This is a genomic window from Hydrogenophaga sp. (genome assembly GCF_030373245.1).
Lineage (GTDB): Bacteria > Pseudomonadota > Gammaproteobacteria > Burkholderiales > Burkholderiaceae_C > Hydrogenophaga.
The window spans coordinates 1,100,489-1,123,948 of the sequence record NZ_JAUCZF010000001.1 but is presented as its reverse complement, the minus strand read 5'-3'; the positions used below and the strand labels follow the sequence as shown (position 1 = coordinate 1,123,948).

Sequence of the window (23,460 nt, the reverse complement as noted above, 5' to 3'; positions counted from 1 at the left end):
GAGATGGAACGCAGACCTTGACGCTGAAGGGCCCATGCGTTCACCACGAGAGTTGCACCATCAGCTCGACCCTGGGTTTTCGCACCGTTTTGCTTCAGACCTGGCGCGTCAGGAAAAGGCTCAGGCGTCTGGGCCGGCGGTCAAAGAACCGATCGCTGAGGTTGTGCGCGATCCGAAGGTCAAGTCGCTTGCGTGCTGACCAGTGCGGCCAGTGCTGCGGTTTCGGCGCGCAAAACCCTGTGCCCAAGGCTGACGGGCCGCCATCCTTCTTCCCTGGCCTGCGCTTCTTCGCTTCGAGCCAGGCCACCTTCTGGCCCGCTGAGCAGCCAGACGGGCTGGCCGGCATTTGAGGAGGCCAGAACTTGCGCCAGGGGTTGAGAACCTTCAGCCAGCGACAGCACACAGCGAATCCCGTTTGCCCGGGCCTGCGCCGCCGTAGGCGTCGCGAGCCAGTGCCCCAGGTCCTGCACCGGGTGCACCAGCGGCACCCGATTGCCGCCGCACTGTTCACACGCGGCAATGGCCACCGATTGCCAATGTGCCTGCTTTTTTTTGGCGCGCTCGCCGCTAAGGCGCAACACGCTGTGAGCGGTGTGCAGCGGCTGGATGCTGGCCACGCCGAGTTCGGTGGCTTTTTCCACCAGCCAGTCCATGCGGTCGTTGGCCGGCATGCCCACGGCCAGGTGCACCGCGCGCACCGGTTCGCGCTCGATCGCGTGGTGATGGTCGACGCGCACCGCCACGTGGGAGCGGCCCATCTGCAAGACGGTGGCGGAATATTCACCGCCTTCGCCATTGAACAGCGTGATCAGGGCGCCAGGTTGCAGGCGCAGCACCTGCACATGGCGCGCAGCGGTGGGAGGCAGCTCCAGCTCGGCGCCCACGGCGAGTGGGACGGGGCAGTAAAAACGGGGCATGGGTCAGCGCCTCAGACGCGTCCGAATGCAAAACCTGATGCCGCCTCGAGGCCTTCGATCTGGTCGACGAGCTGCAGAAACGGCCCGAGCTCGCGGTAGCGGTTTGCGGTGTTGCGAATGTAGTGGATGAAGCGCGGCGTATCGGCCAGGTACTTGGGTTTGCCGTCTCGCAGCGTGAGCCGCGCGAAGATGCCGGCGACCTTCAGATGCCGCTGAAGGCCCATCCACTCGACTGCGCGGTAGAAGGCGCCGAAGTCGCTGTGCCAGTCTTCAAAATCCATCAGCCCGGCCTTGCGCGCTTTCTCCCAATAGCGCACGGTGATGTCGATCACGAAGTCTTCCTCCCAGCTCAGAAAGGCGTCGCGCATCAGGCTGGCGATGTCATAGCTGATCGGGCCGTACACCGCGTCCTGAAAGTCCAGCACACCCAACTGCTGCGCTGGACTCTGGCCTGGAGCCAGGGGAACCATCAGATTCCTGGGCATGAAGTCGCGGTGCACGTAGACGCTGGGGCCAAAGAGGTTGTGTCGCACGATGCGGTCGAAGGCCTGGCTCAGCGTGTCGGCATCCTTGCCCTGCAGCGTCACGCCCTTGTGTTGCGCCAGGTACCAGTCGGGGAACAGCTGCAGCTCGCGCCGTAGCAACGGCTCGTCGTAGGGAGGCAGCACGCCGGGTCGAGAGGCCAGCTGCCAGGTCAGCAACGTGTCCACCGCCTGCAGGTATCGCGCGTGGTTGGCTGCGGGGTGCTGCGGATCGATCTGCTCCATCATGGTCTGGTGGCCCAGGTCGTCGAGCAGCATGAAGCCCTGCGGCTCATCCCAGGCCAGGATGCTGGGCACCAGCAGGCCGGCGTTTTGCATCAGCCCAGCCACGTGCACAAAGGGCTGGCAGTTCTCGCGTGCCGGGGGCGCGTCCATGATGATGCGGCTGCCGCCATCCTTGGTGTCCACGCGCAGGTAACGCCGGAAACTGGCGTCGGCCGAAGCCGGGCGCAGCGTGGCGGGCTGCAGGCCCTGGTCCGAGCTCAGACGCTCCAGCCAGTGCTCGAACGCGGTCTGGCGGGTCGGGTCGTCCCAGGTCACGGCTTGGGGGGGCAGGGTCATGGCATTCGAGGAGCTGAGGGCCGGCGCGCGGCGGTCCCCATAGGATAATGGTCGCGCATGGCAGCAACCCGTTGTGGGTTCACCGCCATCGCGCTCTTGCTCCGTCACGTTCTCCCCCCATCACCTGCCTTGATGCGCGCTCTTCCCTTGTCGGTCTATCAACACCCGCCGCGACCTCGCTTTGCGTCTGCGCCGGTGATGGTGGCGATACACATGCTGCTGGCGGGATGGAGCGGGTCGATCGCATTCACGCCCGCGCCAGTGGCCGCCCAGGGGGTGCCTCGTGACGCAGCGCCCGATTCCGCCGTGGTCCTCAAACCCAGCGGCGAGCTGCAAGAGACGCTGCCGCTTGACGCGCGAGACCGCGTGCCGACCTTTGTGTCGGGTGAACGGGTCACCGGGCAGACCGACGGCGTTGTGACCATCGAAGGCGGTGCCGAGCTGCGGCGCCACGATACGGTGATCCGCGCCGATCGGCTGGAGTTTGACCAGCGCACCAGCGAAGCCAGCGCGACAGGCAATGTGCTGATCAACCGCTACGGCAACCGCTTCGAAGGCCCGTCGCTGCAGCTCAACGTCGAGACCAACCAGGGCCGCTTCGAGCAGCCTGCCTTTTCGCTGTTGGAGAGCGAAGGTCATGGCGACGCAAGCCGGGTGGACCTGCTGGGGGATGACAAACTCACCGCTTACGACGCGCGCTATTCCACCTGCCCGCGCACACCGGGCGCCAAGTGGATGCCCGACTGGCTGATCCGCGCTTCGCGCATCGATCTGGACAACGCGGCGCAGCAGGGCACGGCGGTTGGCGGTGTGCTGGAGTTCAAAGGTGTGCCCATCCTGGGCGCGCCGTACCTGAGCTTCCCGCTGTCTGACGCTCGCAAGAGCGGCGTGCTGCCGCCCACCATCAATCTGGACAACGTCAGCGGCCTCGAAATCACGCTGCCGTACTACCTGAACCTCGCACCCAACCTGGACGCCACGCTTTACCCCACGCTCATGAGCAAGCGCGGTGTCGACCTGGGGGGCGAGCTGCGCTACCTGCAGCCGAACTGGGACGGTCAGCTGCGCGCCGCCTACATGCCCTCAGACCAGTTGCGAGCCGACAACCGGTGGGGCTACTCCGCCCAGCACAACCACAGCTTCGCCGGCGCGCCTGGCCTGCGCTGGCTGGGGATGGATGGCACGCTCGATGCGCGGCTCAACCTCAACCGGGTGAGCGACGACAACTACTGGCGCGATTTCCCGCGCACCAGCACCTCGCTCACGACCCGTCTTCTGGCCAGCGAAGGCGTGCTGAGCTGGGGGCAGGGACCGTGGTCGTTCAGCGCCGGTGCCTACCGATGGCAGACCCTGCAGGATGTGGACGCACCCATCACGCCGCCCTACGACCGCCTGCCTTCCCTGGCTGCGCGCTATGTGCTGAACGACTTTTCGATCGCTGGCGTGCGCGACTGGGACGCTTCGGTGCTGGCTGAGTACACCCGCTTTCGCGCCGACGCCAGCCTCACCGGTCAGCCCAATGGCTCGCGAGCCGTGGCCGTGGCCGAGATCAGCCGCCGCTGGGAAAGGCCCGGCGGTTATGTGAAGCCTCGCTTCCAGCTGCACACCACACAGTACCGCTTCGACACGCCGCTGGTGAATGGGGCGCTCAGTGCGTCGCGCATCCTGCCCACCTTCAGCGTGGACAGTGGCCTGGTGTTCGAGCGCGAAGCCAGCTACTTTGGGCGCGGCTTCACCCAGACGCTGGAGCCGCGCGCCTTCTTCACCCACACGCCGTTTCGAGACCAGTCGCGTCTGCCCAACTACGATTCGGCGGCCAACGATTTCAACTTCGCCTCGATCTACACCGAAAACGCGTTTGGAGGCCAGGACCGCATCTCGGATACCCGCGCCCTCACGCTGGGCGCCACTTCTCGCCTGCTGGACCCGCGCACCGGCGCCGAGGTGGTGCGCCTGGGACTGGCCCAGCGCATTCGCCTGAGCGACCAGGAAGTGGTGCTGCCCAATGCTGCTGGCTTGCCCGGTGGTGACCCGGTGCGTGAGCGGCTGAGTGATGTGTTGCTTGGCGCGCGCGTGCAGTGGGACCCGCGCTGGCAGGTGGACGCCAACGTGCAGTTCAACCCGAAAGACCGCGAATCGGTCCGCACCACGCTGGGCGCGCGCTACACCCCGAGCAACTTCCGCGTGCTCAGCGCCGCCTACCGCCTGCAGCGCGGGGTCAGCGAGCAGGTGGACGTGGGCTGGCAATGGCCACTGGGCGATCTGATGGGCACGCCCGCACCACGCACCGGTGTGCCTGGTCGGGGTCTGGGTGCAGGGCAGTGGTACAGCGTGGGCCGCATCAACTACAGCGTTCCCGACAGCAAGGTCGTCGACCTGGTGGCGGGCTTTGAGTACGATGCCGGGTGCTGGATCGGGCGCGTGGTGCTGGAGCGCCTGGCGGTGGGCACCGCCAGTGCGAACCAACGTGTGTTGTTTCAACTCGAATTCAGCGGTTTTTCCCGCATCGGCTCCAACCCCCTGCAGTCGCTCAAGGACAACGTGCCTCGTTACCAGTACCTGCGTGAACAGATCAATCCGCCGAGCCGGTTCCAACAATATGACTGACCATTTCCCCACCCGACGGCGCAGCCTGCGCCTGGCCACCAGTGTCCTGGTGGCGGGCCTGCTGTGCAGCGGTGCGCTGCAAGCCCAGTCGCTGCGCCCGTCCAGCCAGCTCAACTTGCTGCGCGCTCAATCGGCTTCGCCCGGACCGCGCACGGTGGACTACATCGTGGCGCTGGTGAATTCCGAGCCAGTGACCAACAACGAAGTGCGCCAGCGCCTGGTGCGCGTCGAGCAGCAGCTGACCCAGCAAGGCGCGGCACTGCCTCCTCGCGCCGAGCTGGCGCGTCAGGTTCTGGAGCAGCTGGTGAGCGAGCGGGCCCAGATACAGGAGGCCAAAGAACTCGGCATCCGGGTCGACGAAGCCACGCTGTTGCAGGCCGAGCAGTCCATCGCGGCGCAAAACCAGTTGCCCCTGGACGAGTTCCGTCGCCGACTGGCCGCCGAGGGCATGGACAACAACCGGCTGCGCAACGAGCTGAGCAACCAGATCCTGTTGCAGCGGGTGCGCGAGCGCGAAGTTGAGGCCCGGGTACAGGTGACCGAGAGCGACATCGACGACTACATCCGCGAGCAGCGCGACCACACCGACCTCAGCGACTTGCAGCTCAACCTCGCCCATGTGTTGGTGCTGGTGCCCGAGAGCGCAGACCCAGCCCGCGTGACCGAGTTGCAGGCGCGCGCCCAGCAGGTGGCAGACCGCGCCCGCGCCGGTGGCGATTTTGCGGCGCTGGCCAGGGAATTTTCGGATGCACCCGAGAAGGTCAATGGCGGCGAATTTGGTCTGCGGCCGGCCGACCGATTGCCTGGGCTGTTTGTCGAATCCACCCGCGCGTTGCGCCCTGGCGAAATCGCCGGGCCAGTGCGCAGCCCGGCGGGCTTTCATGTGCTCAAGTTGCTGGAAAAGCGCCAGGCGGGCCTGCCCGATGTGGTCGTGACGCAGACCCGCGCGAGCCATATCCTGTTGCGCGTTTCGCCATCGCTGACGGCACAGGCTGCCGCCGAGCGACTCGGCCAGTATCGCCAGCAGATCGTGTCTGGCGCGGCGAGCTTTGCCAACCTGGCGCGGGAACACAGCCAGGATGGATCGGCGCGTGAAGGCGGTGATCTGGGCTGGGCCAGTCCGGGTCAGTTTGTGCCCGAGTTTGAAGAGGTGATGAACAGCCTCAAGCCGGGCGAGATCTCGCAGCCGCTGGCGTCGCGCTTTGGCGTGCACCTGATCCAGGTGACCGAGCGTCGCGACCAGCAGCTCAGCCAGCGCGAGCAGCGCGAGATCGTGCGTGGCCTGTTGCGCGAGAAGAAGAGCGATGAGGCTTTGTCGACCTGGCTGCAGGATGTCCGCGGCCGCGCCTTCGTCGAGTACCGCGAAGCGCCGTCAATCTGATGCACCGCGGCGATCGAGGTAGCGCATGAAGCACGTGGCGCGCAAGCGCTTTGGTCAGCACTTCCTGACCGATGGGGGCATCATCGATGCAATCGTGGCCGCGATTGCACCCCAACCGGGTGACACCATGGTCGAGATTGGCCCAGGCCTCGCCGCACTCACCCAGCCTCTGGTCGAGCGCCTGGGGTCCTTGACGGTGATCGAGCTGGACCGCGACCTGGCGGTTCGGCTGCGTGAGCATCCCCAGCTCCAGGTAATCGAGTCCGATGTGCTGAAGGTGGATTTCAGTGCGCTGGCCCAGCACTTTGGCGCAGCTGGTGCATCTGCAGCCCGCCTCAGAGTGGTTGGCAACCTCCCTTACAACATCTCCACCCCCATCCTGTTTCACCTGCTCGATCACGCAGCGGTGGTGCAGGACCAGCACTTCATGCTGCAGAAGGAAGTGATCGACCGCATGGTGGCGAAGCCCGCCACCAGCGACTACAGCCGCCTGAGCGTCATGCTGCAGTGGCGTTACGCGATGGATAACGTGCTGTTCGTGCCGCCTGAGAGCTTCGATCCGCCGCCGCGGGTGGACAGCGCGGTGGTGCGCATGGTGCCCCTGGCCGAGCCACCGCCAATTGATCTGAAGCTGTACGGTGAACTGGTCCAGGTGGCTTTCAGTCAGCGCCGAAAAATTTTGCGCAACACGCTGGGCAAGTGGCTTGAAGCGCGTGGCTTTGCTGGCGAATTCGACCTGCAGCGCCGAGCCGAAGAGGTGCCGGTGAGCGAGTACGTCAGATTGGCCCAGGCCTTACAGGCGTAAAAAAGCCGCTGCGTGAACAGCGGCTTTTCATGTGCGAGGGAGCTCAACTCAGAATGCCGCGGAACTGGCTTCACCAGGCCGCAGGCATTGCCCCCTTGAGGGGGTCGCACGAAGCGCGGCGGGGTTGGGCCAAGCGCTGCCGCTACGCGGCAGCCAGCCAGTAACCCGCGTTGAACGGGCTGCTCATGCGCAACGCCATCGGGCTCACGTCGAGCAGCTTGTCGGTTGGCATCGGATCTTCGCTCTCGACCTCGATCGGCTCCTCACCCTTGGGCGTGCGCGCCACCGAGAAAGAGTAAAAGCAACGGAACGGGATGCGCCGATCGCTCCAGTAGTCCGCTGCATCGCGGAAGATGTCGAGCAGTTGCTCGCGCGCTTCCTTGTCGAACTTCGTGTGCGCCGGGATGTGCTCGAGCACGACGATGAAGCCGGTCTGTGGGCCCGACTTGTGCACCATGTCGGTCATGCAGTCGTACAGCGCGTCGAAGTTCTTGCCGAAGTGCGAAGGCAACGTGTACTGGGCAGCAATCAGCTCCAGCACGTCTTGTTTGCTCTGAGCCTTGGCTAGATTGGCGTAGAGGAAGTGGTGGCCAAGCTGCTCGGCAGCGGCCTGCAGTTCTTTCACGCCATAGGCGCGAATCGACTGAACGATGTTGGGTCGTACGTTACGAAGTGGCGTGTCCATCTCCGCGTCTCTTTCTACAGTCAAGGTTAAAAATCTGAACTCACCATCCAGGCTCACTGCACGATCAGCCGAAAGCTGCTGTAGTGGTCCTCGGTGTAAAAACACGTCTCAGGTTGCCGCGGTTGCTGCCCGCCACACACGATACGCCGCGCTCCCCGATGACTCAGGCCTGGCGTTGGCACCGTGTATTCGCGGTAGTAGCCCCGTGTCTGACTGGGCAGCAGGCGCTCGCGATTGCCGAACACCGTGCCATCCTTTTCATATCGGAAGGGGCCGCCTTCGCGGATCTGCTCCATCACCTCACGGCCTTGCGGCGGGAGAGCGGCCAACGCCACCGAGGTGGCGCTCGACCCGGGAAAGCCTTCAGGACTGACAGGCGTCCGGTTTTGCACCAACGCGGTGCCCAGACCCATTGCCAAGGCCGTCGCCAGCACCCATGCACCGACTTTCAGCCTGCTCCCTTTGCCACCCCGGATCTGTCGCAGACCCATGAAAATCCCTGTTCCTGATGCGAATCAACCCGCCCCTGCAAACCTCTGGAAGCGGGTTCCAATGGGGTTTTGAACGGGCGGGTTAACCCTGAAATTCCAAGCCGCGAGTGTGCCCGAACCGTTACAAAAAAGCAAGCATTTGCTGAATAAATGAGCAGGTTCTGCGCTCGAACTTGTGAAAAAAAGTTAGCGCTTGCTTTTTCTAGAAATATCAGCGGCTGGCGTTTGCCTCGGCGACGGTCAAGGCCGTCATGTTCACGATGCGGCGCACGGTGGCGCTGGCCGTGAGGATCTGCACGGGTTTGGCGGCACCGAGCAACACTGGGCCGATGGCGATGTTGCCGCCGGCCGCTGTTTTGAGCAGGTTGTAGGCGATATTGGCGGCGTCGATGTTGGGCAGCACCAGCAGATTGGCGTTGCCGTGCAGGGTGGAATGCGGCATCAAGGCGGTGCGTGCTTCGGCGTCCAGGGCCACGTCGCCGTGCATCTCGCCGTCCACCTCCAGCCAGGGTGCTTGCTGGCGCAGCAGCTCCAACGTGCGCCGCATCTTCACGGCCGAGGGCTGGTTGCTGGAGCCGAAGTTGGAATGTGACAACAGCGCGGCCTTGGGTTGCAGGCCGAAGCGCAGCATTTCCTCGGCCGCCATCACCGTGATCTCGCAAAGCTCTTCGGCGGTCGGGTCGTGGTTGATGTGGGTGTCGACCAGGAATACCTGGCGACCCGGCAGCATCAGCCCGTTCATGCAGGCGTAGACACGCACATCCTGCTCTGTGCTCGGGCTGCCGCCTTCGCGCTTGCCAATCACCTGGTCGATGTACTCAAGGTGCGCATGCGTGCTGCCCCAGGTGCCGCAGATCATGCCGTCGACCATGTCCTTGTGCATGAGCATGGTGCCGATCAAGGTAAGGCGTCGGCGCATCTCGATCTTGGCCAGTTGCGCGGTCACGCCCTTGCGTTCGGTCATGCGATGGTAGGTCTGCCAGAAATCGCGGTAGCGGTGGTCCTGTTCCACGTTGACCACGTCGTAGTCCAGCTCCTCCTTCAGGCGCAGGCCGAACTTCTCGATGCGCTGCGCGATGATGGCGGGGCGCCCGATCAGCGTGGGCCGCGCCAAGCCTTCGTCGACCACGATCTGGCAGGCACGCAACACGCGCTCTTCCTCGCCCTCGGCGTAGGCCACGCGCTTCTTCGCTGCGGTCTTGGCTGCAGCGTAGATCGGTTTCATGATCGTGCCCGAGGCCAGCACAAAGCTCTGCAGCCGTTCGCGGTAGGCGGCCATGTCGGCAATCGGGCGCAGGGCCACGCCACTGTCGGCGGCGGCCTGGGCCACGGCCGGCGCGATCTTCATCATCAGTCGCGGGTCGAACGGCTTGGGGATCAGGTACTCGGGACCAAAGGCCAGCTTCTCCCCGGCGTAAGCCGCGGCCACCACCTCACTCTGCTCGGCCTGCGCCAGCTCGGCGATGGCGTACACCGCGGCGATCTCCATCTCGTCGGTGATGGTGGAGGCGCCGGCATCCAGTGCGCCACGGAAGATGTAGGGGAAACACAGGACGTTGTTGACCTGGTTGGGGTAATCGCTGCGGCCGGTGGCCATGATGATGTCGCTGCGCACGGCGTGCGCGTCTTCCGGCGCGATTTCGGGGTTGGGGTTGGCCAGCGCGAAAATCACCGGGCGCTCGGCCATGCTGGCCACCATCTCGGGCTTGAGCACGCCGCCAGCCGACAGACCCAGGAACACGTCGGCACCGATGATCACTTCCTTCAGGCTCCGCGCGTCGGTCTTCTGGGCGTAATGAATCTTGTCTTCGTCCATCAGCTCGACGCGGCCTTCATAGACCACGCCGGCCAGATCGGTCACAAACACGTTCTCGCGCTTCAGGCCCACCTTGAGCAGCAGGTTCAGGCAGGCCAGGGCCGCCGCACCAGCACCCGATGTCACCAGTTTCACTTGAGTGATGTCTTTGCCGGCCACCTTCAGGCCGTTGACCATGGCGGCGGCCACGGTGATGGCGGTGCCGTGCTGGTCATCGTGAAACACCGGTATCTTCATGCGCTTGCGCAGTTCGCGCTCGACGTAGAAGCAATCGGGTGCCTTGATGTCTTCCAGGTTCACGGCGCCAAACGTGGGCTCCAGCGACGCGATGATCTCGACCAGCTTGGCCGGGTCCTTTTCGTTGATTTCGATGTCAAACACATCCACGCCGGCGAACTTTTTGAACAGCACGCCCTTGCCTTCCATCACTGGCTTGGCGGCCAGCGGGCCGATGTCACCCAGGCCCAGCACCGCGGTGCCATTGGTGATGACCGCCACCAGATTGCCCCGGCTGGTGTACTTGTAGGCGTTGTTCGGGTCCTTGACGATTTCTTCGCAGGGAGCTGCCACACCGGGTGAATAGGCCAGCGCCAGGTCGCGCTGGTTGGTGAGCTGTTTGGTTGCGGCGATGGCGATCTTGCCCGGCGTCGGCCACTCGTGGTATTCGAGGGCGGCCTGCCGAAGCTCGGCGCGTTTGTTGTGCTGGTCCTGCTGTTCGGGGCTCATGGCCATGTCTCCTGCCGGGTACATTTTCTGCATTGTGAAAGTGAATCGCACATTCTAAATGCGCGGTCCTGGTCTGTGTGCGCTGCGCGCCGCATGCTGAAGGTGCAGTGGCCCTGACATTTTGCGGGGGAATGCACCCCCTCGGGGTCGTGTGGGCACTGCTCTTCGCGGAATCCGTGGTGAGCGCCAGGGCGACTTGCCCAGCCTGCAAAAACTTGCAACCATTTGAAGCACAGGGCTTCTTTTCAAATGCGAATCATTCGCATAAACTGGAATCCAGTTTCCATGAAAGGCCTGCCATGACACCGACCATTGACCTCGAGAAGCATGAGGAATACACCTTGCCCACCGCAGAAGCCCTGCTGGCGGGCACGCTGGCCTTGATGACAGGCTGCGCGCAAGGCGCCTATGAGCACCGGGGTGTGATGAGCGCAAAGATCGCGAGCAATCTGGCGCAGCTGAGCGAACACGCCGCGCTGTCCAGCGAGATGCGGCGCATGCTGGCTCGCCTGCAGACCCGGTGGCAGACGCCCGGAGGCGGTTGGCCAGCCTCTGACGCGGCCCTGGCGTGGGTACCCGGGCCCGGAACTGTGCAATGACCGCCAGCGCGCTGAAGCGAAGGATGGCCAGCGCAGCCGATGCCCAGCCCTTGCACCAAGAACACCAGGTGCTCATCCGAAAAATCGCCGCCTTGCAGTCCCGCGTGAGCGATCTGGTGCAGGAACACCTGATCGCTCAGAGGACGATGGAAGCCGAAATCATGAGGCTGCGAGCGCAGGCCCTGGTGGACCGCACGCAGCGTCTTTGGGCACTGCCTGAGCGGCCACCCCCACGACGTGAGCAAAGCGGGCCGGCGATGGCCGACGACTTGAGTACCCGTGGACGGCAGGCTACCGATGCGGTGCTCTGCCAGACGGGTTGCGTCGGTCATGCTCATGCCTGGCTGCGGGCCGATGGCGGCTGCAGCCGCACGGGCCGCGCATGCACCGAACTGCTTCCCGCAGCCTCCACGCCAACGCGGCACGATCCAGCGTGAGTCCACGCGAGGCTAGGTGATCCCTGCCATGCGCAGCGCCAGGTGCGCTAAGAACAAATTTAGGAAGGTAGCCGAACGGTCCGGACCTGACCCCGCAGGTTCACTGCATCGTCAGCGCAGCAAAGGCCGGTGCTGGCGCTGAGAAGGGCGCCCGTGCCGGCAGATACGCCCCAGGCAAACGCGTCCAGCAAACTCTGGCATTGCTGCAAGGCCCAGACCAGCCCGCCCACAAAGCTGTCGCCCGCGCCAACCGCACTGATCACCTTCACCGGCAAGGCGTCCGCGCTCCACATCCCCTCGCGGGTAACCAGCAACGCACCCAGGTGACCCAGGGTGAGTGCGACCACCTCGGCCGAGCCGCTCTGAACCAGTCCACAGGCAGCGGCCTGCCATTGTTCCGGCGTCTCCAGCGGTCGGCCCACGAGCTCGCCCAGTTCGCGCAGATTGGGCTTGACCAGGAAGACCCCTTCCGCCATCGCGGCCGCCAGCGCCGGTCCGGAGCCATCGAGTACCAGCCTTCCGCCGCGCGTTTTGCAGAGTCGGGCCAACTGGGCATAAAAGTCGACCGGGACGCCTGGCGGCAGACTGCCGCTGGCCACCAGCAGGTCAGGAAAATCGGCCAGATCCAGCAGATGCTGCAGGCCGCTTTGCCACTCTGCAGGGCTGAGCACAGGGCCGGGCATGACGAAGCGGAACTCGGCACCCGTGGCGGCCTCATGCACCGTGAAGCTCACCCGGGTCTCACCGGTGATGGGGAGGTAGGTGGTGGACAGGCCATCGTCCGCCATGCGGTGTTTGAGCCACTCGCCGCTGGGGCCGCCCGCCGGGCACAGCGCCACGCAGCGTCCACCCAGCCGGGTGAGGACCCGAGCCACATTGACACCGCCCCCTCCGGCGTCATGCTGGGTGGCCTCGCAACGCAACTTGTGAGTGGGTACCACTTGCTCGGTACGGGTGGCCAGATCCACCGACGGGTTCATGGTCAGGCACAAGACCCGCAAAGGAGTGGCGGAGGAGGGCATGCTGCTTTGTACCCCAAGCTGCCCCGCCATCAGCGAAGGTGCTTGAGACGCCGGGCGCTGAAGGCGTCGCGCACGCTCAGGCCCTGGGAGCCTGCCACCACCGAAAATGTCTGCCCTGCCTCGATCGTGCCGGCCTGCGCAACAGCCAGATAAAAGCCCGGACAACCCTGCTGCATCATCAGCCGACCCGCGGTGTTGATGCCCATCACCGCATTGAACTTGCCGCAGGGCTCACGCGGCGCGGTCACGCGCACCACGCAGTCAGGAAAGTGAAGTTCATCACCGATCCAGACCCGGTCTTCCAGCAGGCCTTCGATACTCAGGTTTTCGCCCAGAAAGCCAGGCAGCACCGGTTCGTCAAACAGGCTCACCCCGTGTGCGCGGCGCTGTTCGGCCCAGAACGGCAGGTGTTCGAGCGGGTACGCATACACCGCCTTGGACAGACCACCGTGCACACTGAGGTCGGCCTGTTCGTCGCCTGCCAGGCCCAGGGCACGCACAGCCACCGGACCTTGTACTGGAGTCTTGCCGATGCCGCTGAGCAGGGTCCGCGCGCCCACACGAAGCGGCCGCACCTGGCCCACATTGACGCTGACCAGCTGCACAGCAACCGCCTCAGGCGCGCATCAAGGCCTCGATTTCATCGGCCAGCACCGGCACACCACGGCTCATTAGCTCGCAACCGGTCTCGGTGACCACCGCATCGTCCTCTATGCGGATACCCATGTTCCAGAAGTGCTTGGGCACATCGGCAGCGGGGCTCACATACAGCCCAGGCTCGATGGTCAGGACCATGCCCGGGCGCAGGATGCGGCTGGGGCGGTCCTTGATGATCTCGCCTGAAAGCGGATCCCTGCGTTCGCTGGTGGTACCGACCTCGCCGGGTTCCACATAGCTGCCGCAATCGTGCACATCCAGCCCCAGCCAGTGACCGGTTCGGTGCATATAGTGGCGGAAGTAATGGCGCTGCTCGATCACGTCGTCCAGGTGGCCGACATCGTTCTTGTCCAGCAGCCCCAGGTCGAGCATGCCCTGCGCCAGCACGCGCACCGTGGCATCGTGCGGATCGATGAAGCGCGCGCCCGGCCGGGTGGCCGCCACGGCAGCCTCCTGGCTGGCCAGCACCAGGTTGTAGAGATCGCGCTGCGGCCCGGTGAACTTGCCGTTGGCCGGGAAGGTGCGCGTGATGTCCGATGCGTAGCCATCGAGTTCGCAACCGGCGTCGATCAACACCAGGTCGCCGTCACGCACTGGCGCGTTGTCGGCACGGTAATGCAGAACGCAGGCGTTGGCCCCGGCGGCAACGATGCTGCCATAGGCAGGGTATTGCGAGCCATGCTGACGAAACTCGTGCAGGAGCTCGGCATCCAGGTGGTACTCGCGCACGTCCTCACCGGCGCGGATCATGGCGGCGCTGCGCTGCATGGCGCGGATGTGGGCCTGGGCACTGATCTGCCCGGCGCGCCTCATGATGGCAATCTCGTGCGCATCTTTCACCAGCCGCATTTCGTCGAGCAGGCCACACAGGTCGCGCTGAGCATCGGGACACAGTGCGCCGTAACGAACGCGGGTGCGGACCTTTTGCAGCCAGCCGTCGATGCGCCCTTCCAGCCCCGCGTGGATCGCGAACGGGAACCAGACCGTGCGCCGGTTCTCCAGCAACTTGGGCAGCTCACTGTCCAGCGCCGGCGTCGGATGGGCCTGATGCAAACCGAGCGCGCCGGGCGCCGCCTCCGGGCCGAGTCGGTAGCCGTCCCAGATCTCGCGCTCCAGATCCTTGGGGTTGCAGAAAAGTGTGCTCTCGCCTTCGGCGGTGATCACCAGCCAGGCATTGGGCTCGGTAAACCCGGTCAGGTAATAAAAATAGCTGTCGAAGCGAAACAGGTACTCGCTGTCCCGATTGCGCGTGCGCTCCGGCGCGGTGGGCACGATGGCGATGCCACCAGGACCGAGGAGAGCAGCGAGGCGCGCGCGGCGCTCGGCATAAAGGGCGAAAGAGGTGTTGGCGTCCATGGCAAACATTGTCAGCGTTTTGCGGGTGCCGTGTTGGCGTCCAGGGCATCCGCGGAACCGGCTTTGCCGGGCCGCTGGATGCGCCCCTCGTGAGGGTGACGCCGAAGGCGGCGCAGGGGGGTCATCCCAGTTCTCTCAGGCGCTCGGGCGTACCCACATCCGTCCATCGGCCAGTGTGAAGCTCGGCGCTCACCAGCCCCTCGGCGATGGCAGCGCGCAGCAGCGGCGCCAGCGGCGCGGCTGTGCCCTGCGGGTTGCCGGGCAGGATGTCGCACCAGGGCGCTTCGAACAAGGCCCGGCGGAACAGGCCAATGGTGCTGTAGGTGAAGCGCTCGGGCGCCTCGTTGAGCGCAAGGCCTTTGGCATTCAGACCGAAATCGCCGCCCGGGTTGTGGTCCGGATTGGGCACGAGCCAGAGGTGGGCCAGCGCGGCGCTGGCGGTGAAGCGCGCCACGCTGTCTTGCGAGAAAAGAAAATCGGGCGCGTACACATCCCCGGCCAGGACCCAGAACACCTCGCCCAGCGAGGGCAAAGCGCGCGCGATGCCACCGGCGGTCTCCAGCGCGTAGCCGAAGTCCTCCTCCTCATGTGAGAACACCAGTTCGGCCTGCGGGTGCTCAGCCGCCCAGGCACCCAGCTGCTCGGCGATCTGCTCGCCCAGCCAGGCGGTGTTGACCACCACGCGGCGAAAGCCGCCCGCCTGCAGCGCTTCCATCGGCCACAGCATCAGCGGCTTGCCATGCACCGGCAGCAAGGGCTTGGGCGTGTGATCGGTCAGGGGTCGCATGCGGTTGCCACGGCCGGCGGCCAGCACCATGGCGGCAATGGCGGGCTTTTGCGGAGTGGGCATGGGGTGTGCTGTGGAGCGGGCCTGAGGGGACGAGCCAAATACTATATCGATCGACGGGTGGTTTCATCACGACGCTGGCACCCAGTTTGTTCCCATTCGTTCAGCTCGACTGGCCCGCCCTCCCGATGACGCCTTCCGCCCACCGCGACATCAACACCCGAGCGAGCTTGGTTGTGGTGGCTTTGCTCGCGGCCGTCTTCTTCGGCTTGCGCGACCAGGGCGCGCAGCGAGGTGCCGGCGCCGCTTCGGTGGCGCTGCCCACGATCATGGACGAATTGCCGGATGGCATGCGAGTGCGCTTGCCGGCGGGTAACCGATCCATGTCGCCCGGCGAGGTCGTCACGCTGCAGAAGACCCCGGCGGCCGACGGTTCGCGTCGCTACCAGCTGCAAAGCGACAACCCGTGAACCGCTCAGCCCGGCTGGCCGTCTGGCCCGGGTCGCTAAAATCAGAGGCTTCGCGCACCGCCGCAACCTCCAGCACTCCCCCCATGTCCGAAGCCACCTCCCCTGTTGTCAACGCGGCCGAAGCCGTCACACCCCAGACCCAGGCCAACGCCATCCGCGCGCTTGCCATGGATGCGGTGCAGGCGGCCAACTCCGGCCACCCGGGCGCGCCCATGGGCATGGCCGACATGGCCGTGGCGCTGTGGGGCCGGCATCTGCGCCACAACCCGACCAACCCCGCCTGGGCCAACCGCGACCGCTTCGTGCTGTCCAACGGCCACGGCTCCATGCTGATCTACGCGCTGCTGCACCTGACCGGCTACAAGCTGCCCATGCAGGAGTTGAGAAACTTCCGCCAGCTCGGCAGCAAGACCGCCGGCCATCCTGAAGTCGGTCACACACCCGGCGTGGAAACCACCACCGGCCCGCTGGGTCAGGGCATCACCAACGCGGTGGGCATGGCGCTGGCCGAGAAGCTGCTGGCGTCCGAGTTCAACCGCGACGGTCATGACATCGTCGATCACCACACCTACGTGTTCCTGGGCGACGGCTGCCTGATGGAAGGCATCAGCCACGAGGCCGTGGCCCTGGCCGGCGCCTGGAAGCTCAACAAGCTGGTGGCGCTGTACGACGACAACGGTATCTCCATCGACGGCCAGGTCGCGCCCTGGTTCATCGACGACACCCCCAAACGCTTTGAAGCCTGCGGCTGGAATGTGATCCGCGCAGTCGACGGCCACGATGCCGACGCGGTGTCCAAGGCGATTGCGGACGCCAAGAACAGCGCCGACAAGCCCACACTCATCTGCTGCAAGACCCACATCGGCCAGGGCAGCCCGAACCGCGCCAACACCGCCAAGGCCCACGGCGAGCCGCTGGGCGCCGAAGAAATCAAGCTCACCCGAGAAGCGCTGGGCTGGCACCACGCGCCCTTCGTGATCCCCAAGGACGTGTACGCCGCCTGGGACGCCAAGGACGCTGGCAAGGCCGCAGAAGCCGCCTGGAACGCCCAGTTCGCCGCCTACAAGGCTGCCTTCCCCGAGCTGGCCAAGGAGTTCACCCGCCGCATGAAGGGTGAGCTGCCCAAGGCCTTCCACCAGGTGGCCGTCAACGCCGCCGTGGAAGCCCACACCAAGGCCGAGACCGTGGCCAGCCGCAAGGCCAGCCAGATCGCGCTGGAGCACTTCACGGCGGCCCTGCCCGAGCTGCTGGGCGGCTCGGCCGACCTGACCGGCTCTAACCTGACCAATACCAAGTCCACGCCCAGCCTGCGCTTTGATCTGGCTGGCAATGTCGTGAAGAACGACGCTGGCGTGGGCGGTCGACACATCAACTATGGCGTGCGCGAGTTCGGCATGGCCGCGATCATGAACGGCGTCGCGCTGCACGGCGGTTTCATCCCCTATGGCGGCACCTTCCTGACCTTCAGCGACTACAGCCGCAACGCCATCCGCATGGCCGCGCTGATGAAGCAACGCGTGATTCACGTCTTCACGCACGACTCCATCGGCCTGGGCGAAGACGGCCCGACCCACCAGTCGGTCGAGCACGTCGCCAGCCTGCGCCTTATTCCTGGCCTGGACGTCTGGCGCCCGGCCGACACGGCCGAAACCGCCGTGGCCTGGGCCGTGGCCTTGCAGACCGCGAACCGACCGAGCGCCCTGTGCCTCTCGCGCCAGAACCTGCCGTACGCGCCCAAGGCCGACCTGGCCGACATCAGCAAGGGCGGCTACGTGCTTTCCGAGCCGGCCGATGTGGGCATCAAGAAGAAGGCCCAGGCGGTGATCATCGCCACCGGCTCCGAGGTGCAGCTGGCGCTCAGGGCACAGGAAGCTCTGGCCAAGGAACACAAAGTTTCCGTGCGCGTGGTCTCGGTGCCCAGCACCAGCGTGTTCGACCGCCAGAGCGCCGACTACAAGGCCGCCGTGTTGCCCAAAGGTCTGCCGTGCATCGCCGTCGAGATGGGCTCCACCGACGGCTGGTGGAAGTACGGCGTGTCGGCCGTGGTCGGCATCGACACCTACGGCGAATCGGCCCCCGCGCCGGTGCTGTTCCAGCACTTCGGCTTCACGCCTGCCAACGTGGTGGACACCGTCCGCACGGTGCTCGGCAAGTAAGCGTTTTCTTTTTTTTCATCCATCCACAGGAGCAGAGGACATGGCCATCAAAGTCGGTATCAACGGTTTCGGGCGCATCGGGCGCAACGTGCTGCGCAGCGCGATCCAGAATTTTCCAGACATCGAGATCGTTGCCATCAACGACCTGCTGGAGCCCGACTACCTGGCCTACATGCTGCAGTACGACAGCGTGCACGGTCGCTTCAAGGGCACCGTCAGCGTTGAAGGCAACACCCTGGTCGTCAACGGAAAGAAGATCCGCCTGACGGCCGAGAAGGACCCAACCGCCCTGAAGTGGAACGAGGTCGGCGCTGACATCGTGATCGAATCCACCGGCATCTTTCTCGACAAGGCCGGCGGCGAGAAGCACCTGGCCGCAGGCGCCAAGAAGGTCATCTTCTCCGCGCCGTCCAAGGACGACACCCCGATGTTCGTCTTCGGCGTGAACGACAAGACCTACGCCGGCCAGGCCATCATCTCCAACGCATCGTGCACCACCAACTGCCTGGCCCCGGTGGCCAAGGTGCTGCACGACAAGTGGGGCATCAAGCGCGGCCTGATGACGACGGTGCACGCGGCGACTGCCACGCAGAAAACGGTGGACGGCCCGTCCAACAAAGACTGGCGCGGTGGCCGGGGCATCCTGGAAAACATCATCCCGTCCTCAACCGGTGCCGCCAAGGCTGTGGGCGTGGTTATCCCCGAGCTGAACAAGAAGCTGACCGGCATGAGCTTCCGCGTGCCGACCTCCGACGTGTCGGTGGTGGACCTGGTGGTCGAACTCAGCAAGGAAGCCAGCTACGCCGAGATCTGCGCCGAAATGAAAGCGCAGAGCGAGGGCGCCTTGAAGGGCGTGCTGGGCTACACCACCGACAAGGTGGTGGCCACCGACTTCCGCGGCGAGACCTGCACCAGCGTGTTCGACGCCGACGCCGGCATCGCACTGGACAGCACCTTCGTGAAGGTGGTGAGCTGGTACGACAACGAGTGGGGCTACTCGAACAAGTGCCTCGAGATGGTGCGCGTTGTGGCCAAGTAAGCGCCTGCTCTGATCCGGCAACAGAGGCACCTTCGGGTGCCTTTTTGCTTTTCGGTGACGTGCTGCGAGGCCCTGTTCGTCCGCTCTGGTGCGAGCGGTGATCCTTGGCTTGCACCCTCGAGTACTCACACTTGAGAACTTTCTGCCGCTGGTCCTGGTGCCGCCCAAGGTGTGACTTTTCAGGCTTTTCCATTGCCCGAGGGATGCGCAAGCCGCACACATCGTGTTACAAAACGTTATGTGTTTTGTATACCTGGGTATTCAGCCTGCCATCGCGCGTTTTGCGGTGGTGGTGTGCCTGTGCCTGCTCGGCCAGACCGCGGCGTGGGCACAGGGTGCAGCAGGCGTCGAGCCGTCCGCCTCGGGCCTGCTCATCGGCTTGAAGCCTGGCGTGAACGAGGTGCTGGCCGCCCAGCTCGACAGCGGCCCTGAGTCGCGTGACCGGTTGCGGGCTCAGGCGCGCTGGAGCCGAGCGGCCCGCGCCGGCGAAGCGCAGGTCGCCCGCATCGCGCGCGAAGCTGGCGTGTCCTTCCACCGCGCTGCGGCGGTGGGGGATGCGCAGGTGCTGGGCCTGGATCGCCCGCTCAAGGGCGAGGGGCTGAAGAACGCCATGCGTCGCCTGCAACTGCATCCCGATGTGGCCTGGGTGGAGCCCGATGTGCTGGTGCCGCGCCTGCAGACGACGCAAATGGTGCCGAACGACGCCCTCTTTGCATCGCAATGGCATTTGCAGACGCCAGACACGGACCGTGTGGCTGGCATGAACCTGCCGGCCACCTGGGCTCGCATCACCGGTGCGCCGATCGTGGTGGCCGTGGTGGACAGCGGCGTGCGCCTCGATCACCCGGACCTCGCCGGCAAGCTGTTGCCCGGACGCGACCTGATCAGCGAGCTGGACATCGCCAACGACAGCGATGGTCGCGACAGCGATCCCAGCGACCCCGGCGACTGGGTCAGCGCCGGTGATCTGCACAAACCGGTCTTTGCCGGCTGCAACGCCAGCCACAGCTCGTGGCACGGCACCTTCATCGCCGGCCAGATCGCCGCGGCGACCGACAACGGGTCGGGCATGGCCGGTCTGAGCTGGGGTGCCCAGGTGCTGCCGGTTCGGGTCTCCGGAAAATGCGGCGCACGCCTGTCCGACCTGCTCGATGGTGTGCGGTGGGCCGCAGGTCTGCCGGTCGATGGACAGCCGCTCAATCCCCACCCGGCGCGCATCATCAACCTGAGCTTCGGTGGCGATGCGCAGTGTTCGCCCGCGTACCAGGAAACCATCGACGCCGCGACTGCGGCCGGTGCATTGGTGGTGGTGGCCGCAGGCAATGGGGGCGGTGCGCTCAAGCGCCCGGCCGATTGCCAGCGCGTGCTGGCCGTCGCTTCTGTGCAGCGCGACGGAAGCAAGGCGTCCTATTCCAGTTTCGGCACCAATGTGGCCCTGTCGGCGCCAGGCGGCTCCTGGAGCAGCCGCGCGAACGACACGTTGATCACGTCGCTCACCAACAGCGGGCTCAGTGGCCCGGTCGACCACACCACCGGCCTCAAGCAGGGCACCAGCTTTGCCGCGCCGCAAGCGACAGGCGTGGCCAGCCTGATGCTGTCGGTGAACCCCGCACTTACGCCCGCGCAGCTCATCGAACGCATGAAAGTGGCCGCCCGCCCGCATGGCCACGTGGGCTTGCCCGCCTGCGGTCCTGCGGGTGCGCCGGTTTGCCAGTGCACCACCGACACCTGTGGCGCTGGTTTGCTGGATGCCGAACGCGCCGTCCAGCTCGCTTCGGGGCCTGCTGCCATCATCGATGCGCTTGGTTCGGTGTTGCCGGGATCCTTGATCACGCTGGACGGGCGCCGCAGTGCAGCCGTGCCCAGCGCGGTGATCGTGAGCCATCGCTGGACGCAGCTGGCAGGCCCACCGGTGGTCATCAGCGCCGATGACCAGGCGCTGGCGACGGTGCAACTGCCCACCGAAGAAGCGGAGTACTGGTTTCGCCTGAGCGTTGCTGACAGCGATGGGCAGATCGGCGAAAGCGAGTTTCGTGTGCTGGCCAGCCGCCAGGATGCGCTGGCAGGGTCTGCCATCGGAGGCGGCGGTGGCGGCGCCAACAGTGTGCTGTGGGGCGCTGCATTCTGGGCCTGGGTGCTGGGTGTGGGGATTGCCCAGCGGCGGCAACGCCGCATCACCGACAACGCCTCCTGACCGATACCAGCGGTTTCAGTTGCAGGGCTGCAGCGACTTGCCCGCCAGCGGGGCGCCGAGCGCAGCCACCGCGCGCCGCTGCGCTGGCGTGACCGATGGCAGACGCAGGGTGAAGTTGCGCGATTCGGCGCGCTCCTGGGCCACGCGCGCGGTGCGCACCCCGGCCCGAGCCACCTCTTGCAGGGCCTGCTGCGCCGAAGCGTCGCTCGAGTAAGTGCCCAGTGCCAGACCAGGGCTGAGCCCGCCCGAGACCTCGCGGAACGCCACCTTGAGCTCGCGCAGCTCGGCTTTCTTGCGCTCCAGCTGTTCTTCGTTGTCGTAGCGCCCCATGTAAACGATCCAGCGCCCGCCGCTGCGGCTCTCAATCAACTGCCAGCTGCTGGCCGGAAGACCGGTCAGGGTCAGTGCGGCGCGCAGGCCGTCGGCCTGGCCCTCAGTGAAGGCGCCAGCTTGCCAGCAGGCGCGGGCGGCTTCGGCCGTCTCGATCGCTGGCGGCGCAGGCGCAGGCGCTGGGGGCCGCACCTCGGTCTCGGTCTCGGGAGGCAGCGCAGGCGCTGCTGCCTCAATCTCGCGTTGGGCAGCGGGAGTGGTGATCGCGGGCGATTCGGGCGCGGTGTCGCGCGGCGCGTTCAGCAGGCGTTGCGCTTCGGGCTTGATCTGCGCGTTCAGCCGATCGGGCTCGCGCACCTGCGGCGGTGCGTAGCCCATCGACGCCAGGTAGCCTTGGCTCCAGGCGAAATAGCCGGCATTGGCCAGCACCAGCAGCCAGATGACCCACTTCAACATGGACGCACACTCACTTCAGCGCTGCTCACGGCGCGCCAGCCGGCATCGGTCTTGACCCGCAGCGCCCCGGTGACATCCACGCCTTCGGCCAGGCCCCAGCTGCCATCAGACAAGGTCACCCGTTGCTGAAGCAAGGCATCGCGCGCCGCGAAGCGGCTGGCGAAGACGCCAAAGCCCTCAGCCTGGAACCGCAGGATGTCGCGCACCAGCGCTGGCACCACCTGCTCCAGCGTTTCCCCAGCGGTCTGACCCACGCAGACTTCCGAAAGACCCGCCGGAGCCATTGGGGTCGCTGAGTCGGGCGAGGTCAGTGCCAGAACCGCCGCTGCATCGGGCCGCGCGATGTTGATGCCCACGCCGATCACCACGCTGCGGGGCCGATCAGGCCCCTCGCCCTGGCTCGCTGTTTCCACCAGGATGCCACCGAGCTTGCGCTGGTGCAGCCACAAGTCGTTGGGCCACTTGAGCATCACGTCCGGATGCAGGCTCTCGGCCAGGCTAACCCCCACCGCCAGCGACAGGCCCGACCAGCTCGACGGGGTCAGCGGCAGGGCCAGTGAAAACGTGAGGGACTTCCCGGCCTGGCTGTGCCAGCCCTTGCCCAGGCGCCCGCGCCCGGCTGTCTGGACCTCGGCCACCAGCAGCACCGGCTCCTGTTGTCCGGCCCGTGCGCGTCTCATCAACTCGCTGTTGGTCGAGTCCACGCTGGACAGCAGCTCCACGGTGAAACCAGGAAGCTCGGGCGCGACCGCCTGCCAGACGGCCTCGACATGGCGGGTCAGCGAGCCGTGATGCGCGACCATCATGCGGGCTTCTTCTTGTCCTTGCGCTTGTCCTTGCCCTTCTTGCCTGGGCGGACGTCTTTGTTCTGCGGTGCGAGCAGGGTGCCGCGGCACTTCTTGGCACCGCACCAGCAGGGGTATTGCTTGAGCAGCTTGCGCGTGTGGGGCTCGTCGATCACCAGACCGTAGTCGTAGAACAGTTCCTGGCCGGCAGGGATGTTCTTGCGGGCGCGGATGAACACCCGACCATCGTCCACCTCGGCTTCGCAATTGGGCTTGCAGCTGTGGTTGATCCAGCGCGAGGAGTTGCCACCTACCTTGGCGTCGATCACATGGTCTTCGTCGATGTGGAAATAAAAGGTGTGGTTCGGGTCTTTGGGGTCGTGCGGATGGCGGCGCAGTGCCTCGTCCCAGGTGATCACCTCGCCCACATACTCGATCAGCGTCTCGCCTTCGGCCAGGTCCACCAGCGCGTAGACGCCTTTGCCGTGTACGCCCGATCGGCGGGTCTGGATGCGGCGCCCCCCAGGCGCAGTCGGCTTGGGTACTGTCTGTGGCGTGCTGTTGGCGAAACCGGCGATTTTCTTCACGAAGGGAATTTTTGGTAAGGTTGTTTCATGCAGGTGCGCGCGGGAGCGCGCGTG

The 23,460-nt window shown here is 65.6% G+C and carries 20 protein-coding genes and 1 pseudogene; 9 read left to right on the top strand and 12 right to left on the bottom strand.

Annotated features, from left to right (window positions below):
* Positions 1-179: 179 nt before the first annotated feature.
* Positions 180-917, bottom strand: a complete 738-nt coding sequence (locus tag QUV25_RS05340; protein ID WP_300861936.1) for a 16S rRNA (uracil(1498)-N(3))-methyltransferase — start codon at positions 915-917, stop codon at positions 180-182.
* 11 nt (positions 918-928) lie between these two features.
* A complete protein-coding gene (locus tag QUV25_RS05335) occupies positions 929-2,020 on the bottom strand; it encodes a phosphotransferase (protein ID WP_300861933.1) in 1,092 nt (363 codons plus the stop codon).
* 132 nt (positions 2,021-2,152) lie between these two features.
* Between QUV25_RS05335 and QUV25_RS05330 the strand changes: the two genes are divergently transcribed.
* Genes QUV25_RS05330 through rsmA form a run of 3 tightly spaced genes read left to right on the top strand, consistent with a single transcriptional unit; the run spans position 2,153 to position 6,813 of the window.
* Positions 2,153-4,627 carry an LPS-assembly protein LptD gene (locus QUV25_RS05330; protein ID WP_300861932.1) on the top strand — a complete coding sequence of 825 codons (2,475 nt, stop codon included), beginning with the start codon at positions 2,153-2,155 and terminating at the stop codon, positions 4,625-4,627.
* Positions 4,620-6,008, top strand: coding sequence for a peptidylprolyl isomerase (locus QUV25_RS05325; protein WP_300861931.1), 1,389 nt, complete (start codon positions 4,620-4,622; stop codon positions 6,006-6,008). Before QUV25_RS05330 ends, QUV25_RS05325 begins: the two co-directional genes overlap by 8 nt.
* A gap of 25 nt (positions 6,009-6,033) precedes the next feature.
* Complete coding sequence (gene rsmA, locus QUV25_RS05320) at positions 6,034-6,813, top strand: 16S rRNA (adenine(1518)-N(6)/adenine(1519)-N(6))-dimethyltransferase RsmA (protein WP_300861929.1); 780 nt, start codon at positions 6,034-6,036, stop codon at positions 6,811-6,813.
* 289 nt (positions 6,814-7,102) lie between these two features.
* Here rsmA and QUV25_RS05315 read toward each other — a convergent pair.
* The 3 genes and pseudogenes from QUV25_RS05315 to QUV25_RS05305 all read right to left on the bottom strand — a co-directional run.
* A pseudogene (locus tag QUV25_RS05315) lies at positions 7,103-7,498 on the bottom strand (barstar family protein); the annotation flags it as partial.
* A gap of 53 nt (positions 7,499-7,551) precedes the next feature.
* Positions 7,552-7,911, bottom strand: a complete 360-nt coding sequence (locus QUV25_RS05310; RefSeq protein WP_300862060.1) for a ribonuclease domain-containing protein — start codon at positions 7,909-7,911, stop codon at positions 7,552-7,554.
* A gap of 289 nt (positions 7,912-8,200) precedes the next feature.
* A complete protein-coding gene (locus QUV25_RS05305) occupies positions 8,201-10,537 on the bottom strand; it encodes an NADP-dependent malic enzyme (RefSeq protein WP_300861927.1) in 2,337 nt (778 codons plus the stop codon).
* A gap of 293 nt (positions 10,538-10,830) precedes the next feature.
* Here QUV25_RS05305 and QUV25_RS05300 point away from each other — a divergent pair, with 293 nt between their 5' ends.
* The gene (locus QUV25_RS05300) at positions 10,831-11,130 is read left to right on the top strand and encodes a hypothetical protein (protein WP_300861926.1); all 300 of its coding nucleotides are present in this window, start codon (positions 10,831-10,833) and stop codon (positions 11,128-11,130) included.
* On the top strand, positions 11,127-11,567 hold the full coding sequence (locus QUV25_RS05295; RefSeq protein WP_300861923.1) for a hypothetical protein: 441 nt from the start codon (positions 11,127-11,129) through the stop codon (positions 11,565-11,567). Before QUV25_RS05300 ends, QUV25_RS05295 begins: the two co-directional genes overlap by 4 nt.
* 59 nt (positions 11,568-11,626) lie before the next feature.
* Here the strand turns inward: QUV25_RS05295 and QUV25_RS05290 are convergent, their stop codons facing one another.
* From QUV25_RS05290 to QUV25_RS05275, 4 genes are all read right to left on the bottom strand, one after another.
* Positions 11,627-12,589 (bottom strand): 1-phosphofructokinase family hexose kinase, encoded by a 963-nt coding sequence (locus tag QUV25_RS05290; protein WP_300861921.1) that lies wholly within the window; start codon positions 12,587-12,589, stop codon positions 11,627-11,629.
* 29 nt (positions 12,590-12,618) lie between these two features.
* Positions 12,619-13,194 carry an MOSC domain-containing protein gene (locus tag QUV25_RS05285; RefSeq protein WP_300861919.1) on the bottom strand — a complete coding sequence of 192 codons (576 nt, stop codon included), beginning with the start codon at positions 13,192-13,194 and terminating at the stop codon, positions 12,619-12,621.
* A gap of 10 nt (positions 13,195-13,204) precedes the next feature.
* Positions 13,205-14,602, bottom strand: coding sequence for an aminopeptidase P N-terminal domain-containing protein (locus tag QUV25_RS05280; protein WP_300861918.1), 1,398 nt, complete (start codon positions 14,600-14,602; stop codon positions 13,205-13,207).
* 121 nt (positions 14,603-14,723) lie between these two features.
* Entirely contained in the window at positions 14,724-15,419 is a 696-nt protein-coding gene (locus tag QUV25_RS05275; protein ID WP_300862057.1) for a nucleotidyltransferase family protein, read from the bottom strand.
* Positions 15,420-15,577: 158 nt separating this feature from the next.
* On the opposite strand from QUV25_RS05275, the gene QUV25_RS05270 reads away from it, so the two are divergent.
* From QUV25_RS05270 to QUV25_RS05255, 4 genes are all read left to right on the top strand, one after another.
* A complete protein-coding gene (locus tag QUV25_RS05270; protein ID WP_300861916.1) occupies positions 15,578-15,859 on the top strand; it encodes a hypothetical protein in 282 nt (93 codons plus the stop codon).
* Between the two features lie 83 nt (positions 15,860-15,942).
* On the top strand, positions 15,943-18,015 hold the full coding sequence (gene tkt, locus QUV25_RS05265; RefSeq protein WP_300861915.1) for a transketolase: 2,073 nt from the start codon (positions 15,943-15,945) through the stop codon (positions 18,013-18,015).
* Positions 18,016-18,055: 40 nt separating this feature from the next.
* Positions 18,056-19,054 (top strand): type I glyceraldehyde-3-phosphate dehydrogenase, encoded by a 999-nt coding sequence (gene gap / locus QUV25_RS05260; protein WP_300861913.1) that lies wholly within the window; start codon positions 18,056-18,058, stop codon positions 19,052-19,054.
* 238 nt (positions 19,055-19,292) lie between these two features.
* Positions 19,293-21,248 (top strand): S8 family serine peptidase, encoded by a 1,956-nt coding sequence (locus QUV25_RS05255; protein WP_300861910.1) that lies wholly within the window; start codon positions 19,293-19,295, stop codon positions 21,246-21,248.
* Between the two features lie 15 nt (positions 21,249-21,263).
* On the opposite strand, the gene QUV25_RS05250 is transcribed toward QUV25_RS05255, so the two are convergent.
* Genes QUV25_RS05250 through QUV25_RS05240 form a run of 3 tightly spaced genes read right to left on the bottom strand, consistent with a single transcriptional unit; the run spans position 21,264 to position 23,397 of the window.
* Entirely contained in the window at positions 21,264-22,034 is a 771-nt protein-coding gene (locus tag QUV25_RS05250; protein ID WP_300861908.1) for an SPOR domain-containing protein, read from the bottom strand.
* Complete coding sequence (locus QUV25_RS05245) at positions 22,028-22,837, bottom strand: biotin--[acetyl-CoA-carboxylase] ligase (protein WP_300862055.1); 810 nt, start codon at positions 22,835-22,837, stop codon at positions 22,028-22,030. Before QUV25_RS05245 ends, QUV25_RS05250 begins: the two co-directional genes overlap by 7 nt.
* The gene (locus QUV25_RS05240; RefSeq protein WP_300862054.1) at positions 22,837-23,397 is read right to left on the bottom strand and encodes an SET domain-containing protein-lysine N-methyltransferase; all 561 of its coding nucleotides are present in this window, start codon (positions 23,395-23,397) and stop codon (positions 22,837-22,839) included. The genes QUV25_RS05245 and QUV25_RS05240 overlap by 1 nt, the downstream gene beginning before the upstream one ends.
* Between the last annotated feature and the right edge of the window lie 63 nt (positions 23,398-23,460).